This is a genomic window from Magnetococcales bacterium (assembly GCA_015232395.1).
In the GTDB taxonomy this organism is placed as follows: Bacteria; Pseudomonadota; Magnetococcia; order Magnetococcales; family JADFZT01; genus JADFZT01.
Genome location: JADFZT010000018.1, coordinates 1 through 16,444, shown reverse-complemented (window position 1 = coordinate 16,444; position 16,444 = coordinate 1). Strand labels below are relative to the sequence as shown.

General features: G+C 50.6%; 19 protein-coding genes, 1 tRNA gene and 2 pseudogenes. 21 read left to right on the top strand and 1 reads right to left on the bottom strand.

What is annotated here, in order from left to right; translation table 11 throughout:
• Window positions 1-9 precede the first annotated feature (9 nt).
• The 20 genes and pseudogenes from rplE to HQL52_07150 all read left to right on the top strand — a co-directional run bounded on the left by rplE (window position 10) and on the right by HQL52_07150 (window position 14,950).
• Window positions 10-549 carry a 50S ribosomal protein L5 gene (rplE, locus tag HQL52_07245; GenBank protein ID MBF0369235.1) on the top strand — a complete coding sequence of 180 codons (540 nt, stop codon included), beginning with the start codon at window positions 10-12 and terminating at the stop codon, window positions 547-549.
• Between the two features lie 24 nt (window positions 550-573).
• Window positions 574-759, top strand: a complete 186-nt coding sequence (locus HQL52_07240; GenBank protein ID MBF0369234.1) for a type Z 30S ribosomal protein S14 — start codon at window positions 574-576, stop codon at window positions 757-759.
• 54 nt (window positions 760-813) lie between these two features.
• A complete protein-coding gene (gene rpsH, locus HQL52_07235) occupies window positions 814-1,212 on the top strand; it encodes a 30S ribosomal protein S8 (protein MBF0369233.1) in 399 nt (132 codons plus the stop codon).
• Between the two features lie 19 nt (window positions 1,213-1,231).
• Window positions 1,232-1,765 carry a 50S ribosomal protein L6 gene (gene rplF / locus HQL52_07230; GenBank protein ID MBF0369232.1) on the top strand — a complete coding sequence of 178 codons (534 nt, stop codon included), beginning with the start codon at window positions 1,232-1,234 and terminating at the stop codon, window positions 1,763-1,765.
• 15 nt (window positions 1,766-1,780) lie between these two features.
• Complete coding sequence (locus tag HQL52_07225; GenBank protein MBF0369231.1) at window positions 1,781-2,146, top strand: 50S ribosomal protein L18; 366 nt, start codon at window positions 1,781-1,783, stop codon at window positions 2,144-2,146.
• Window positions 2,147-2,190: 44 nt separating this feature from the next.
• The gene (gene rpsE, locus HQL52_07220; protein MBF0369230.1) at window positions 2,191-2,727 is read left to right on the top strand and encodes a 30S ribosomal protein S5; all 537 of its coding nucleotides are present in this window, start codon (window positions 2,191-2,193) and stop codon (window positions 2,725-2,727) included.
• A gap of 9 nt (window positions 2,728-2,736) precedes the next feature.
• Window positions 2,737-2,916, top strand: a complete 180-nt coding sequence (rpmD, locus tag HQL52_07215) for a 50S ribosomal protein L30 (GenBank protein MBF0369229.1) — start codon at window positions 2,737-2,739, stop codon at window positions 2,914-2,916.
• Between the two features lie 26 nt (window positions 2,917-2,942).
• Window positions 2,943-3,404 (top strand): 50S ribosomal protein L15, encoded by a 462-nt coding sequence (rplO, locus tag HQL52_07210; protein ID MBF0369228.1) that lies wholly within the window; start codon window positions 2,943-2,945, stop codon window positions 3,402-3,404.
• On the top strand, window positions 3,404-4,735 hold the full coding sequence (gene secY / locus HQL52_07205) for a preprotein translocase subunit SecY (GenBank protein ID MBF0369227.1): 1,332 nt from the start codon (window positions 3,404-3,406) through the stop codon (window positions 4,733-4,735). Before rplO ends, secY begins: the two co-directional genes overlap by 1 nt.
• 125 nt (window positions 4,736-4,860) lie before the next feature.
• Window positions 4,861-4,977, top strand: a complete 117-nt coding sequence (gene rpmJ / locus HQL52_07200; protein ID MBF0369226.1) for a 50S ribosomal protein L36 — start codon at window positions 4,861-4,863, stop codon at window positions 4,975-4,977.
• A gap of 36 nt (window positions 4,978-5,013) precedes the next feature.
• Complete coding sequence (gene rpsM, locus HQL52_07195) at window positions 5,014-5,382, top strand: 30S ribosomal protein S13 (GenBank protein MBF0369225.1); 369 nt, start codon at window positions 5,014-5,016, stop codon at window positions 5,380-5,382.
• Between the two features lie 25 nt (window positions 5,383-5,407).
• Complete coding sequence (rpsK, locus tag HQL52_07190) at window positions 5,408-5,800, top strand: 30S ribosomal protein S11 (GenBank protein MBF0369224.1); 393 nt, start codon at window positions 5,408-5,410, stop codon at window positions 5,798-5,800.
• Between the two features lie 30 nt (window positions 5,801-5,830).
• Window positions 5,831-6,457 carry a 30S ribosomal protein S4 gene (rpsD, locus tag HQL52_07185; protein MBF0369223.1) on the top strand — a complete coding sequence of 209 codons (627 nt, stop codon included), beginning with the start codon at window positions 5,831-5,833 and terminating at the stop codon, window positions 6,455-6,457.
• 34 nt (window positions 6,458-6,491) lie between these two features.
• Window positions 6,492-7,508: a DNA-directed RNA polymerase subunit alpha gene (locus tag HQL52_07180; GenBank protein MBF0369222.1), complete on the top strand. Its 1,017-nt coding sequence runs from the start codon at window positions 6,492-6,494 to the stop codon at window positions 7,506-7,508.
• Window positions 7,509-7,520: 12 nt separating this feature from the next.
• Complete coding sequence (gene rplQ / locus HQL52_07175; GenBank protein ID MBF0369221.1) at window positions 7,521-7,895, top strand: 50S ribosomal protein L17; 375 nt, start codon at window positions 7,521-7,523, stop codon at window positions 7,893-7,895.
• 98 nt (window positions 7,896-7,993) lie between these two features.
• The gene (locus HQL52_07170; protein ID MBF0369220.1) at window positions 7,994-8,791 is read left to right on the top strand and encodes an SAM-dependent chlorinase/fluorinase; all 798 of its coding nucleotides are present in this window, start codon (window positions 7,994-7,996) and stop codon (window positions 8,789-8,791) included.
• A gap of 52 nt (window positions 8,792-8,843) precedes the next feature.
• Window positions 8,844-8,919 (top strand) — tRNA-Asn (locus HQL52_07165).
• Between the two features lie 412 nt (window positions 8,920-9,331).
• Window positions 9,332-11,473: a TonB-dependent receptor gene (locus tag HQL52_07160; protein MBF0369219.1), complete on the top strand. Its 2,142-nt coding sequence runs from the start codon at window positions 9,332-9,334 to the stop codon at window positions 11,471-11,473.
• Between the two features lie 402 nt (window positions 11,474-11,875).
• Window positions 11,876-12,304 (top strand): annotated as a pseudogene (locus tag HQL52_07155) (response regulator).
• A 30-nt stretch (window positions 12,305-12,334) separates the two neighbouring features.
• Complete coding sequence (locus HQL52_07150; GenBank protein ID MBF0369218.1) at window positions 12,335-14,950, top strand: bacteriohemerythrin; 2,616 nt, start codon at window positions 12,335-12,337, stop codon at window positions 14,948-14,950.
• A 317-nt stretch (window positions 14,951-15,267) separates the two neighbouring features.
• Here the strand turns inward: HQL52_07150 and HQL52_07145 are convergent, their stop codons facing one another.
• Complete coding sequence (locus HQL52_07145) at window positions 15,268-15,603, bottom strand: hypothetical protein (GenBank protein ID MBF0369217.1); 336 nt, start codon at window positions 15,601-15,603, stop codon at window positions 15,268-15,270.
• Window positions 15,604-15,846: 243 nt separating this feature from the next.
• Between HQL52_07145 and HQL52_07140 the strand changes: the two are divergent.
• Window positions 15,847-16,444, top strand: a pseudogene (locus HQL52_07140) (DUF4372 domain-containing protein).

The following is a 16,444-nucleotide window of genomic DNA, read 5'->3' as shown; positions in this document are numbered from 1 at the left end:
GACCCTGAGATGGCAAGGTTGAAAGCGTTTTACAAGGAGAAGGTTGTTCCGGAGCTCAAAGAAAAGTTCAGCTATCGGAACATCATGCAGATCCCCCGCCTGGAGAAGATTGTCATCAACATGGGGGTGGGACAGGCTATCGTCGACAAAAATCTGCTGGAGGGGGCACTCAAAGATATGATTGCCATCTCCGGGCAGAAGGCCGTTATCACCAGAGCGCGGAAATCCATCGCTGGATTCAAACTGCGTCAAGGCCAAGCCGTCGGATGTCGTGTGACCCTGAGAGGGGACCGGATGTATGAGTTTCTGGATCGACTGATCAACACCGCTCTACCGCGTGTACGTGACTTTCGAGGCGTTTCCAAAAAAGCCTTCGATGGTCGTGGAAATTATGCGCTGGGGCTTAAGGAACAGATCATCTTTCCGGAAATCGACTACGACAAGGTGGATAAAGTCCGGGGCATGGACATCGTGATTACGACGTCAGCCAAAACCGATGACGAGGCACGTGCCCTGCTCAAAGGTTTTAGCATGCCTTTCAAGAACTAAGACTGTTTGTGGGGAAGATCGGTAATGGCCAAGAAATCCTTGATTGCCAAATGTAAGAGAAAGCCCAAGTTTGCCGTTCGCAGCTATAATCGTTGTCAGCGCTGCTCTCGGCCTCGGGGTTATCTGAGAAAATTTTCCCTTTGCCGGATTTGCCTGCGCAACCTGGCATTACGCGGTGAAGTACCTGGGATTATCAAAGCATCCTGGTAGGGCTGGATTCACCTCAACATCCAGGAAATACCGTACCCGTTTGGAGTGTAGCTGATGGGAATGACCGATCCGATAAGCGACATGTTGACCCGCATACGTAATGCTCATGCGGTTCGCAAGGAGGTCGTGGAAATACCCGCTTCGAAAATCAAAGCACGAATTGGCGAGATTCTCGTTGATGAAGGCTACGTCGAGGCACAGAAGGTGGTAGAGCGTGAAGAGGGTGGCAATTTTTTGCAAATTACCCTTAAATACCACAAGAACAAACCGGTGATCGAAAAAATTGAACGCCGCTCACGCCCCGGTATGCGGGTCTATGTGGGGGTTAACGATATTCCATCGATCTACAATGGTCTGGGCATTTCCATCCTCTCCACAAGCCATGGCGTTATCTCCAATCGAGAAGCCAAAAAGCTTGGAGTGGGTGGAGAGCTTTTGTGCGCCGTATTCTGACCTGTAAGGTGACAAATCGATGTCCAGAATAGGAAGAAAAGCCATACCCGTGCCCCAGGGCGTCGATATCAAAATCGACAACCAATCGGTCACGGTTAAGGGAAAACTGGGGACTCTGAGCAGAAATATGCATCCCCAGATTGAGGTGAAAAAGGACGGTGACACAATAACCGTTGCACCTCGGGCCAAGGACCGTAAAACGCGTGCTCTTTGGGGACTTTCCCGGTCCTTATTGAACAATATGGTGGTAGGTGTTTCCGAGGGTTTCAGTAAACAACTGGAAATCCTGGGTGTTGGTTATCGTGCTGCCGTTAGCGGCCAGACACTGAAGCTGACCCTTGGTTACTCGCACCATATTGAGTACAAGCTGCCCGAAGGGGTGTCGGCCCAAGTTGACAAAAACAACACCGTCACTGTTTCCGGAGCAGATCGAGAGACCATTGGTCAGACCTGCGCAGAAATTCGGGATATGAGAAGTCCGGAGCCTTACAAGGGTAAAGGGATTCGTTATGCCGGTGAATATGTTCTGCGCAAGGAAGGCAAGAAGAAGTAAGGAAAGGGTCATCTAATGGCAAACGCTCGGCACCAATCAAGACGCACCCGAGGCAGACGAATTCGTCACAAAATCCGGCAAGTCGCCGGAGACCGTCCACGTCTCTCCGTATATAGAAGCCTGAACCATATCTACGCCCAGATTATTGATGATCAAGCTGGTCGTACCTTGGTTGCCGCCTCCACGATAGATAAGGAGATCCGGGAAGGGCTCAAAAACGGCAGCAATCGTGAAGCTGCCGGCAAAGTTGGTAAGGCCATTGCGGAAAAGGCCAAAAAAGCCAACATAAATCAAGTGGTCTTCGATCGTGGTGGCTATATCTACCATGGACGAATCAAAGTCCTGGCCGATGCAGCGCGTGAAGGCGGACTGGAATTCTGACGGCTCCGTCCGTCTTGGTATGAAAAAGAGAGTTTGGAGACGCGATGTCTAAGCCACGCCCCGGCAGGAACCAGGAAAGAGGCGACAGCTGGCCGAGTGAAGAGCTGATCGAAAAGCTTGTCGTGATTAAACGTACCGCCAAAGTGGTCAAAGGTGGTAGCCGCTTTAACTTTTCAGCCATCGTTGTGGTAGGAGATGGCAAGGGTCAGGTAGGTTACGGCCTTGGCAAAGCCAAGGAAGTACCGGAATCGATCCGCAAAGCGACTGAACAGGCCAAGAAAAACATGCGCTCCGTATCCATTAAAGATGGACGGACCCTGCATCACCAAATCGTCGCTAAATATGGTGCAGGTGGTGTCGTATTGAGACCGGCTGCTGAAGGTACTGGAATCATTGCAGGTGGTGCCATGCGCCCCATCTTTGAAGCAGTGGGTATTCGAGATGTTCTGGCTAAGTCAACCGGAACCTCCAACCCCCACAACCTGGTTAAGGCAACCTTCAAAGCCCTCGAATTAATTCGCTCACCCGAAGACATTGCCGCACGGCGAGGTCTACCGGCGGATCAGGTACTGGCATACTAAAGGGTTGTCATGGCTAAGAAAATCAAAGTACAACTCATCCGTTCCACCATCGGCAGGCCCGGTAAACACCGCAAAGTCGTGGACGGGCTCGGACTGACCCGGCTTAATCAAGTTCGGGAATTGGTGGACACCCCGGAAGTACGGGGAATGATCAACAAGGTGGTCCATCTGGTCCAGGTGGTCGATTAAGATCTTCTACGGGAAAGACTTTCGATATGAAGCTCAATCAATTACCTGCAACCAACTCTACCAATTCCAAAAGGAAGGGTAGAGGAATGGGAAGCGGTCTCGGTAAAACTGCTGGTCGTGGTCACAAAGGCCAAAAATCACGCTCTGGCCGACTGGGCATGGTTGGTTTCGAGGGTGGACAGATGCCCTTGCAACGTCGACTGCCCAAACGGGGTTTTACCAACAACTTTAAAACCAACTTTGCTCTCATCAAGATCAAAGACCTAGACCTTTTCGATGCCGATACCGAAGTGGGTACTCAGGAGCTTCTAGATAAAGGTTTAGTCAAAGATTTGCAAACACCTGTTAAGCTGCTAGGTGATGGTGAGATGACCAAACCACTGAAACTCAAGGTCTCCAAAGCCTCCAAGTCGGCGCAAGCCAAGCTGGAAGCTGCTGGTGGTGTGCTGGCTTTGACTGAGGAAAAGGCCTCCGGGCCTGCTGATTGATGGCAGTTACCGAACCCCAGTCCCCGCTGGCCGGACTTGCCAACATGGGCAAGATTCCGGAACTCAGAAATCGACTCCTGTTTACTCTGGGAATGTTGATTGTCTACCGGATCGGGGCACACGTACCGACTCCTGGCATTGATCCCAATGCGCTGGCTGCCTTCTTTGCCCAGCAACAGGGCACTTTGTTGGGAATGTTTAATATGTTTTCTGGTGGGGCGCTATCCCGTCTCACCGTTTTTGCGTTGGGCATCATGCCCTATATCTCTGCCTCCATCATTTTACAATTGATGACGGCGGTGGTGCCTAAACTGGAGACTCTCAAGAAGGAAGGCGAGTCCGGTCGACGCAAAATCAATCAGTATACTCGATATGGAACGGTTGTATTGTCCATATTTCAAGGCTTTGGGATTTCTTACGGGTTGGAATCCATGGTCGCGGGTGGGCTGAACGTTGTGGTTACCCCAGGCTGGTCCTTTCGACTGATGACGGTCATTACCCTCACAGCGGGTACAGCTTTCATCATGTGGGTGGGTGAGCAGATCACGGCAAGGGGCATTGGTAACGGTATCTCACTGATCATCTTTGCTGGTATCGTCGCCAACCTGCCGATCGCCCTGGCCAACACGCTGCAACTGGCAAGAACCGGTGACCTGCAACCACTGTTCGTCCTGTTCCTGCTGGTGATGGCTGTGGCTGTAACCAGCTTCATTATTTTCATGGAACGGGCCCAGAGACGTATCACCATCCAGTATGCCAAAAGGCAAGTGAGTGGTCGGCGTATGGTTGGAGGAGAAAATACCCACCTGCCACTGAAAGTGAATACGGCAGGGGTGATTCCACCCATTTTTGCCAGCTCCATCATCTTGTTTCCGGTGACCTTGGCAAACTTTGCACCATGGGACGCCTTCAAGACGGCAGCATCCTATCTTTCACCAGGTCATATTCCATATATGGTGGTTTACGCCCTGGCGATTATTTTCTTCTGTTTTTTCTATACCGCGATTGTTTTCAATCCGGAGGAGACCGCAGATAACCTAAGAAAATACGGTGGGTTTGTGCCTGGGATTCGTCCTGGCAAAAAGACCGCTGAACATCTCGACACGATTCTGACGCGGCTCACCTTTATCGGGGCTGCTTATGTGGCTGCAGTGTGTCTCTTGCCTGAGATCCTGATTGCCAACTATAATGTACCGTTCTATTTTGGTGGTACCTCAATGCTCATCGTTGTGGGTGTCACCATGGATACCGCCGCCCAGATTCAATCCTTTCTCATCAGCCGCCAATATGAAGGGCTCATGAAAAAAACCCGAATCAGAGGTCGACGATAAACGGGTTTGATGCCACTGCTTATGTAGGGTGGTGAGAAGGTTTGATACCAACTTTTTCAAAAGACGGTATCAAACACGAAGGCCCAGGAAAAAACCGCAGCCTTCGTTAAGTGGAGGAAAAAAAGATGAAAGTCCGCGCATCAGTCAAGGTAATCTGCAAGGATTGTAAAATCATCAAACGCAAAGGTGTTTTACGGGTTGTTTGCCACAAAAACCCAAAACACAAGCAACGGCAAGGTTGACGTTTTTAACGCGCTTGAACTCCGGGAGACTGTATCTTGGCCCGAATAGCAGGGGTGAACATCCCCATCAACAAACGGATTGAAATTGGTCTGACCTATATCTATGGTATCGGTCGTCACGCAGCGCGGACAATTCTCCAAACTGCAGAGATTGCTCCGAACTCACGTGGTGTCGATCTGACAGAAGCGGATGTAGCCAAAATTCGATCCATTATTGACAACGATTTTACCGTGGAAGGGGATCTCCGTCGGCAGGTGGCTATGGACACCAAACGCCTGATGGATCTCGGTACCTACAGGGGGCTACGGCACCGTCGTGGACTTCCCACTCGTGGGCAGAGAACCCATACCAACGCCCGGACCCGCAAAGGTCCCAGGCGTGCTGTAATCAGTGGTAAAAAGTAAAAATAGATGAATTACCGGAGGTAAGATGGCGAAGGCCCAGAAGTCACTTAGGAAAAAGAAAGAGCGCAAGAACATCGCCAGCGGCATTGCGCACATCCGGTCGACCTTCAATAATACCCTTATCACCATTACCGATCCGTCAGGGAACGTTATCTCCTGGGGATCGGCTGGCGCTCAAGGATTTAAAGGGTCCCGGAAATCAACGCCATTTGCCGCCCAGATTGCCGCTGAAACAGCCGGTCGCAAGGCTCAAGAACACGGCATGAAAAACCTGGATGTTCGACTCAAGGGGCCAGGCTCTGGCAGAGAATCAGCCTTACGGGCGTTGGCGGGCATCGGATTCAACATTGGCTTTGTGCAGGATGTCACGCCCATCCCACACAATGGCTGCCGGCCGCCGAAACGCCGTCGGGTTTGATACTGGGCAGATTGGGAGACCTTCAGGAAAATGGCTCGTTACCTTTCATCCAAGTGCCGAATATGTCGGCGTGAAGCAACAAAAATGTACCTGAAAGGGGAAAAGTGCTATTCGGATAAGTGCGCCATTGAACGGCGCAGCTATATTCCCGGAGAGCACGGTCAAAGACGCCGTAAGATTTCCGACTACGGTGTTCACCTTCGGGAAAAACAGAAGATCAAACGGACCTATGGTCTGCTTGAGCGTCAGTTCCGCAACTACTTTAAAAAAGCGGCACGGATGCGTGGGGTCACCGGTGAAAATCTACTGGTTCTCCTGGAAAGACGTCTAGATAACGTGGTTTTTCGTCTGGGGCTTGCCGCCTCACGTACGGAGGCCCGTCAAGTCGTCAGCCACAAGCAGATCATGGTCAATGAACGATCGGTTAATATTCCCTCTTTTCTGGTCAAGCCTGGTGACAAAATTGCTGTCGCCACCAAGGCTCGGGAGCAGCTGCGTATCAAAGGTGCTCTTGACAGTGCACTGCAGAGAGGTCTTCCCACCTGGGTTGAAATGGACGCCGAAAAAATGGCCGGTGTATTCCATTCCTATCCGGACAGAAGTGACCTACCGGTCGACTTCAACGAAAACCTCGTCGTCGAGCTCTATTCCAAGTAACCGGAACCTTAGGGCGCTGGTTGAGGGGTGATGGATGTATAGAAACTGGATTGAACTGATCAAACCTCGCAAAATCGAGCTGGCCGGGACGGGGGATTTGCAGCGCAAGGCTAACCTTGTCGCGGAACCTCTGGAACGGGGTATGGGAATCACTTTGGGTAACGCCCTGAGACGCGTCCTGCTCTCCTCTCTACAGGGTGCAGCCGTCTCTACGGTCAAAATCGAAGGGGTTCTTCACGAATTTTCGAGTGTGCCTGGGGTGTTGGAAGATGTCACCGACATCATCCTGAACCTTAAGGAGCTGGCCATTCTTAAAAGCAAAACGGGTCCAGCTACCATTCAGCTCATCGCTGAAGGGGAAGGACCGGTAACCGCAGGTCAAATCACGGTTGGGCACGATGTGGAAATCCTCAACCCTGATCATCATATTGCTACCCTGAACAAGAGTGGCAAGCTGGATATCACCATGACCGTGGTGAGTGGAAAAGGGTACGTCAGAGCTACCCAAAGCCTGGATGAAACGGTCGCTATCGGGACCATTCCCGTAGACTGTAGTTTCAACCCAGTCAAAAAAGTAGCCTACAAGGTCGAAAACGCCCGAGTCGGGCAGCAGACCGACCACGATAAATTGATCATGGACATTGAGACCAATGGTGTGGTCTCACCTGAGGATGCTCTGGCACTCGCAGCCAAAATATTGCAAAATCAGCTCAATCCATTTATCAATTTCGAGGATGTACCCATCCTGGAATCTCAGGAAGAGGAGTCCGGACCCAAGTGGAATCCCAACCTCTTCCGAAAAGTGGACGAACTGGAACTTTCGGTCCGTTCCGCCAACTGCCTGAAAAACGACGATATCGTCTACATTGGGGACTTGGTTCAAAAAACCGAGTCTGAAATGCTCAAGACGCCCAACTTTGGACGTAAGTCGTTGAATGAGATCAAGGAAGTTCTGGACGAAATGGACTTGAGCCTTGGCATGGTGTTGGACAACTGGCCACCGGATAACATCGAAGAACTGTCCAAGCAGTTCGATGAGGAAAACTTTTAATAGGGGCTCGTCATGAGACATCGTAAAAGCGGACGGAAATTCGGCCGGGACGCTGCCCACCGCAAGGCTATGATGAGCAACATGCTTATCAGCCTTCTGCGCCATGAGCGGATTGAGACCACCCTTCCCAGGGCCAAAGAACTCAAGCGGATCGCCGATAAGGCGATTACCCTGGGCAAAAGGGGCGATCTTCATGCCCGGCGCATGGCCCTGCGTGTGCTGAAAGACAAAGATATCGTCTACAAGCTGTTTTCTGATATCGCCGAACGCAATCGGGAACGCAACGGTGGTTACACCCGGGTACTCAAGACCCGTTTTCGTCAAGGGGACAGCGCTCAGATGTCCTTAATTGAGTTGGTTGAACGTACTGAAGAGTCAGCTGCCTGATCACTGTTTAGAAACAATAAAGCCGGAAGCCAGGCGTGCTTCCGGCTGTATCCCCCCTCCTTTCCAAAGATAGATCCAACTGTGCTGCGGTTAAGGGCATGAGAAAAGTGCCGCCGGTCGTCCTGCTGACCGACTTCGGAACTTCCGATCCCTATGTAGGACAGATGAAGGGTGTGCTTCATCGGGATTTTCCTGGTGTCGTTTGCTTGGATCTCTATCACGAATTACCCCCCTTTTCCGTTAAGAGTGGTGCTTGGTTTATCGAACGTTGTCGCCACCATATGCCCGATCCTGCTGTCTGGATCTGTGTGGTAGACCCTGGTGTTGGTAGCCATCGGCGGGCTTTGGCTGTTCAAGTGGGAGATGCCTTCTATCTCGGGCCGGATAATGGTCTGATGACCCCATTTATCCAGCAAAATGACGCCCGGATCGTCTCTTTGGATCTCCCACAGGACAGAATCTCTTCAACTACTTTTCATGGTCGGGATCTTTTTGCACCTGCTGCTGTTCGTTTGTTGTCGGGTGAACTCCTTTCAGATCTTGGAAAAAGTATATCCGATCCCATTCTGCTCAATTCTCAATATGGGTTTAAGCAGGGGGCCCAGTGGCACTCAGAAGTGATGTTGGTGGATCGATTTGGCAATTTGGTCAGTGGGTTGTCAGGAGATCAACTTCCAAAAGGGGACGTTTTCGGCCTGATAGATGGCAACCCATGTGGTGCTCTTGTGGAGACATTTTCCGCACTGGGGCCTGGGCAGGCAGGCCTTGTGGTGGGTGGGTTTGGAACCGTGGAAGTGGTCGTTAATCAAGACAGTGCTGCTGAAAAATTTGGGTGTTCGATTGGGAGCCGTCTAATTCTTTCTACCAATTTGTCTGAAGGTGCACAATCGCCTTGACCGGGCACAAAAAAACCGTATAGTGTACGCACTTTCCGCTAAGGCTTCCTATTCCCCGGTAGCTCAGCTGGCAGAGCAGGTGGCTGTTAACCACCTTGTCGATGGTTCGAGTCCGTCCCGGGGAGCCAAAATAAAAAAAAGGGCTGGATTCTCCTGAATTCAGCCCTTTTTTGTCTCCTCTTCCGGCTTTTCTGCCTGCTTTCCTGCTGTTTGCCGACGCTCTTTTTCCAGGCTTTTTCTGTTGGTTTTTTCCTCTGATCCATTTTTGTTTTCCGACTTTCACTTTATCTTTGCGCCCAATCCAGACAGGCTGAGACCTTCGTTGTTTGGATGGTTAGTGAAAGAGGATGCAGGGAAATATGCCATCTTTTCTGCGGGGTAGGGGCATCACATTTTTCGTGATCCCATCGGTTCTTGATTGGTTGTTTCTGGTCGATCTTTGTTGAAAAGAGACCAGCGTTGATTTCAATGCATCCATGAAACCAATATGGTGTACTATTATATTTAGGGACAGCACACTGATTCAGGCTGATCGCGTGTATGAAAATGATGCAGCGGATGATGGGGACTCTATCTCGAAACATTCCGGAGCATCAGCGCCTTGAGGAGATATTTGGTTTGAAGCATCGATTCCATAAAAGCCTGGTACCGATTTCAATATCAGCGCTCCTCGTTCTCGTGGTCCAACTCACGGCTTTTGATGGTTGGTGTGATCTGACCCGTGCCCCTGAAGCAGATGCCGAAGTGGGGGAACTGCTCGACCTTTCCTTGGAGGATATTCTCGATCTGGAGGTCACCTCCGCCTCTCTCAAAACCCAACGCCTGATGGATGTGGCCTCTGCAGTCTATGTCATCTCCTCCGAAGATATTTTGCGCTCTGGAGCTTCTTCCCTGCCGGAAATGTTGCGCATGGTTCCAGGCCTCAACGTTTTCCAGATCGACACCAATAAATGGGGGGTGTCGGCCAGGGGGTTTAACGGGCGCTATTCCCGCAAGCTGCTGGTGCTTATCGATGGGCGCTCCATCTATAATCCCACTTTTTCCGGAGTTTACTGGGATGCCCAGGATATCATTCCTGAGGATATTGATCGCATTGAAGTGATCCGGGGTCCAGGTGCGACCATCTGGGGCTCCAACGCCATGAACGGGGTGATCAATATCATCACCAAAACCGCTCAGCAGACCCAGGGCGGTTTGCTCAAGGTGGGCATGGGAACCGAGCGACTGGCCAGTGGTGCTCTGCGTTATGGCGGCATGCTCGGCGAAAATTTCAGCTACCGGCTTCATGGAAATGGGTTTGAGGAGGATAGCGGTGTTGCCTTTGGTACCAGTGAGGATAGCTGGGATCATTGGGCAAATGGTCGCGTGGGTTTTCGGCTGGATGGCACTGTCGGTTCATCCGAAGATACCCTGACCATCCAGGGGGAATATTCTGAAAATCGCAACCATACCAATGTGCTGGCAGCTTCATTAGCCACGCTCACCACCAGCCGGGAGAATGATACCGAAGATGTCCATGGAGCCCATCTCCAGGTGCGTTGGATGCGACAGTTTGAGAATGGTGGAACCCTGACTTTACAGGGTTATTACGACCACTATGAACGGGATTCCACCTATTGGTTTATCGAATCGGTGGAAACTTGGGATGTGGAGGCACACCACGCTTTTCAGATAGCTCAGAGTCACCAACTCATCTGGGGACTCAACTTTCGTTGGATTGACAGTACCATCTCTCCCAACGAAACCCAATTTATGTCCCTTACCCAAAGCGACCTCTTTTTTGCCAGTCTGTTTGTCCAGGATGAGATCACCCTGATGGCGGATCGGCTGTTTTTAACTCTGGGCTCCAAAATCGAAGACAATCCCTATGCCGGTTGGGATATCCAACCCAGTGCCCGGCTGTTATGGCGTCTCTCTTCGAACCATACGGTGTGGGGTGCGGTCTCCAGGGCTTTGCGCTCTCCCTCCAGCATCGAGACAGATGGGGTGTTGCGGGCCATCGTCCAGTCAGCAAGCATGCCGGTGCCTTCCGTTCTGGAGATTGCCAGTGACGACGGAAATTTTGATACCGAAAAGATGATTGCCTATGAAATGGGCTATCGGGGGCGCCTCACCGATAAGGTGTTTATGGAGGCCAATCTTTTTTACAACGACTATGATGACCTCTTTCGGCTCGATTATGGGGATACCGCTTTGATCACTATTGCGGCGGGAACCTATCTCTACGTGCCGACGATCATCTCCAACGGCTCTTCCGGTCACACCCACGGCCTGGAGGTGGCCTTGGAGTGGGAAGTGAACGATTGGTGGCGGCTTATCGGTGGCTATGGTTATCTGCGTATGGATCTGGACGACTCTGTTACCGAAGCTGACTTGGATGTGGTGGCCGATGAGCAGTATGCCCAAAATCAGCTGAGTCTGCGCTCACGGATGGATCTACCCCACAACGTTTCCTTGGATCTTTGGTATCGGTTTACCGACCGGATTCCTGGTCTTGACCTCTCTGCTTTTTCCTCTCTGGATCTGCATCTGTCCTGGAAACCCCTGCCTGATCTGGAGTTTTCCATTATCGGTAAAAATCTTCTCGATTCCCAAAATATGGAATTTTCGGACGAATATTTTTCGATTCAAACAGTGGAAATCGAACGGTCTGTTTTTGGCCAGATCAAATGGGAATTTTGATCCTGCTGGCTCGGGTTGGCTCTGCCTGCTGATACAGCCATTTTCAGGGCTCCCTTCCCAGGTTCCACCCTCCTATTCATTCCTGTCATCACCACAAATCCTCTCTGGACTGGCAATCACAACCGCTGATCGGTACAATTCCTTTATGGAAATATTCTCTGCTGATCCTGGAATGGAACAGGATTCTAATGGGTTGATTTGGAGTTTTGCGCCATTGAATCTCCTTATTGGATCTTCTGGTTCAGGGAGAGCCTCTGGGGGCGTACATTGATGAGGGTAGACTCTGCTTGTTAGGGGGAGGAGTCTTCGATGTCTCTATTTTTAGCACCTGGCTCAAGCTTTTGGGCGTAGCTTTGGGTGATAAGGCCAGGGCACATGGGAAAATCAGGGGATGACCTGATCATGAAAGATGACAAAGCACGCATTCTCATCGTCGATGATGAAAAAATCAACATCGATATCCTGGTGGGATTGCTGGGGGAGCGCTATCGCACTCTCATTGCCAAAAATGGTGAGCAGGCCCTCAAACGCGCCGCCACCAATCCCCCCCCCGATTTGATTCTACTCGATATTCTCATGCCCGAGATGGATGGTTTTGAGGTATGCCGCAAGCTCAAGGCCAATCCCAATACCCGGGATATTCCTGTCATTTTTGTCACGGCCAAAGGGGCGGAGTGGGACGAAGCCTTGGGGTTTAAAGTGGGCGCGGTGGACTATCTCGCCAAACCCATCAGTCCCCCGGTGTTGCTGGCAAGGGTGCGCATGCATCTCTCTCTCTCCAGTCAAAGTCGCGCTCTGGAAGAACAGGTCCGGGAGCGCACCAGTGAACTGGAACAGATCCGGGATGCCTTGCGTACAACCATGCAGAGTCTCCTCACCATTCGGGTGACGGCGGGTGTGTTTTGGCTGAAGGTGCCGGAAGCTGGTTTGAATATTCTTTGCGGCTGCCCGGCTGATGTGGTGAAACACTTGATTCGCCAAGGGCTTATCTCTTCCGCCCAAAAAGATGGCATCACCTTCGAAACCGGTCCTAATGCCATTCTTCTCTCTGATGTGATGTTGCAAAATGGGGATTTTGCCAACGTGGCGGAATTTCCGGTTTTGCAGATGCTCTATAAGCAGGGGATGATTTTGCCCAACCATCCCAACAATACCGGTGAAAAGCCGATGTTGATTGGGGCGTCAGAGCAGGTCAACGCCCAAATGCGCTATATCTATCGGGGCAATTATGGGCTGGTTTCAAGGGAGGAGATCATCCAAACCGGGGTGGATCCGGAGGTGGCGGATGAGATGATGCGTCTCAAGCTGCGCTTCGCCTTTGGCAAAATTCGCCCAACCACCGATCTGCTGGATACCCGTATCGTTGGAGACAAAGGGGTTGAGATTAAAAACGGTCTCTTCGTACGCCGCCTGGACAGCAATATCTTTGAGTTCGAATATCAAGGCCACACCGCGACTGTCGATCTCAATCTGAAACCGGGTGAACGTTACGAAACCGCCTATCCTCTGGGGTTTCGCAGGATTCGGCGGGAATATTTCGGGGTGATCCATTCCGGTGAGGGGGATGGCTGGGATATTAACCGGCCCAGCATGTCCAGCGTTTTGATGTTTCAGGGGAAAATTTATTTGATCGATGCTGGACCCAACCTGGCCAGCAATCTGGTGGCTCTGGGGATTGGGCTCAACGAAATCGAAGGCATTTTTCACACCCACGCCCACGATGATCACTTTGCCGGTATCACCACCCTGATGCAGGCGGGCCATAAAATTAAATATTTTGCTACGCCCCTGGTCCGAGCCACCATCGAAAAAAAGCTGGCCGCCCTGCTCTCCATGGAAGAAGAGCGGTTTTTGGACTTTTTTGATGTGTATGATCTGGATTTCGATACCTGGAACGATATCGACGCCCTGGAGGTCAAGCCGCTCTTTTCACCCCACCCATTGGAAACCAGTATCTTTATTTTCCGCACCTTGTGGGATGGTGGCTATAAGACCTACGCGCACTTTGCCGATATCGTCTCCCTGGATGTGTTGGAAGGGATGGTGACTGATTCCACCACCGCACCCGGCATATCTCAAACGGTGTTCGACAAAGTCAAATCGGACTATCTCACACCGGTGGATATCAAAAAGATCGATATCGGCGGTGGTCTCATTCACGGTGTGGCCAAGGATTTTAGGGAGGATCGTTCCGATAAAATTTTACTCTCCCATACCGCCCTGCAACTCTCCCCGGAGGAGATGGAGATCGGCTCCAACGCCCCTTACGGCATCACCGATATTTTGATTTCCGGTAAATCCGATCTGGTCCGGCGTAGTGCTTTTCAATTTCTGGAATCTTATTTTCCCAATATTCCAGACTCCCAGATACGCATTCTCCTCAACAGCTTCATCGTTGATTTTAATCCCGGAAGTATCATCCTGAAGGAGGGGGAGACTTCCTCCACCGTATTGCTGGTTCTTTCTGGTGCGGTGGATTGTATTCGGACCCGCAGCCACTTTCTCAATCAACTGTCGGCTGGGGCCATGATCGGGGAGTTGAGTGGTTTGCATGGTGTCCCCTCTGAATCAACCTATCGGGCCGCCTGCTTTGTGCGGGCGCTGCGCGTTCCTGCCAATCTCTATATCGAAATTGTCATGCGCAACGGTCTCCTGCCGAGGATTGAGCAGACTTGGGAGGTGCGCTCATTCCTGGAAAGTACCGTTTTGTTCGGTGAGGGCGTTTCCTATCCCATCCTGAATCGTATTCTGGATTTTATCGAGGAGAAGCGATTTGAGCCCGGCGAGAGTGTCGGCTGCAAAGATCTGGACGCCTTGAATGTGATCAAATCCGGCAAGCTCCAACGCCTCATCGGCAGCGAGGTGATCGATACTCTTTCAGACCGGGATTATTTTGGTGAGGAGTCGGCCATTTTTGACTCCCCCTGCCTATTTCGAATTGAAGTGCTGGAACCCACACAGGTGTTACGGATTCCCGGTGAGGTGCTGCTGGATATTCCCATTGTGCGTTGGAAATTGTTTGAGTCCTACCAGAGACGGGCATCGAAAATCATTCTTTCAGGAAAAGATTCGGAAATTTTTCTTTGGCGGGAAAGCTTCAGTGTTCAGGTCTCACGGATGGATGTTCACCACAAAAAATTGGTGGAGATCGCTAACAGCATCATGGAGATCATCCGTTCTGATCTGGATATGGGCTCCATGGAACGCGCTTTGGAAGCCTTGGTGAACTATACCAAATATCACTTCTCTGAGGAGGAGTCGATTATGATGCAGTATGGTTATCCTGAAGCAGAGGCACACAAAGAAAAACATGCCGTTTTAGAAAAGAAGGTGCACCAATTCAGGGCAGATCTGAGGGCTGAAAAGGCTTTGAGTGTGGCAGAATTTAGAGCGTTTTTTTCTGATTGGTTGATTCAGCATATTTTAGAGGAAGATGTTCAATACGGTGTTTTTCTGAATGAAAAGTGTGTGTTCTGAGGTTCGTTTTGAAGATGGGAAAAATGAACGGTTGAGGCAGGCTGTGGCGGGTAGGGAAGGTTGACCTTATATCGTCGTCCCATCTGAAAAAGGCATGCTTGAAATTTATTGGAGACACGTATCGTTTTTGCCGTCACTCCCGCTTTCGCAGGAATGATGGCAAAGTGCAACGGCACGCATCCAGGCTGCAAGTGGCAACGCCATAGAAGTGTTTGAAGGTTTGGTCCGTTCTGTTTTTCCAAAGAGTGTCGTGGACACAAAAGCAGTGCCCACCCTACCGCTCATCTATCTCCCCACCTGTATGTGAACTTTGCCAGTTAGTCTTTTTTCTTCAGAATGGATCGCATGGCCCGAATGACGTAGGGGTTCGGATTGACCAGTTGGGTCTTGGCGTCTTTGTAGGCGTCACGCACCTCTGGTGTCCAGCTTTTTGGCTTTCCATGCTGTTTTTTGAAGATTTTTTTCAATACCTTGGTCATGGCAGGCCGGTTTGCCAGTTTAGCTTGGCCATTGTTTTTTAGCAGGAAAAGATCGCTGAGATTCATGATGGCTCCTCCTCTGACTGTTGAATGAGTAACCTGCAATATAGCTTGTTTTTGTGGATAATAAAAGAAATTGGTCTGGGTGGGGTGTTTATTGTTCCAGCTGTCCAATAATTTATTCTGTGTCACGCTTTTCTATAAAATGATCTGGATAGGAAGGTGCTCGTTCTGACTGTCCAATAACTTTTTCGGCTTTATGTAATCCATCACTAGTGTCCGGGACATAAGTTTTGCTTCTTCTTAACAATCTGTTAATTAACGATAATTCGCGATTTTAACCTGTTATCGATTTGAACCTGGACCGGATATTTTGTCACCCTATTGCCCTTTCCAACCGGCAATGGAGGGTGACCAATGAACAAGGGTAAAACCGTTTTCTCGCAGGTGATGGATCACATGCCCCTCCACACCTTTCGAAGTTGCGTTCACCGATATCACGGGAATCGGCAAATCAAACGATTCTCTTGTTTGGACCAATACCTTTGCATGGCCTTTGCCCAACTCACCTACCGGAACAGCCTGCGAGACATCGAAGTTTGCCTTCGCGCCCAACAATCCAAGCTTTTCCACATGGGCATTCGCAGTAGTGTATCCAGGAGCACTTTGGCCGATGCCAACGAAAAACGCGATTGGCGGATCTATGCCGATTTCGCACAATCTCTGATTCAAACTGCCAGACGACTATACCAAAACGACGAATTCGGTATCGATCTTCAGCAAACGGTTTACGCCCTCGATTCCACTACAATCGACTTGTGTCTGTCCGTCTTCCCCTGGGCCAAATTCCGCAAGACCAAGGGGGCGGTAAAACTTCATACCCTGTTCACCTGCGGCGGGTGAAATTCTATGGCTCCAAAAACGACAAGATCCTGGTATTTCTGACCAATGATTTCACGCTACCAGCACTGACGATTGCTCAACTCTACCGTTCCCGCTGGCAGGTAGAGCTGTT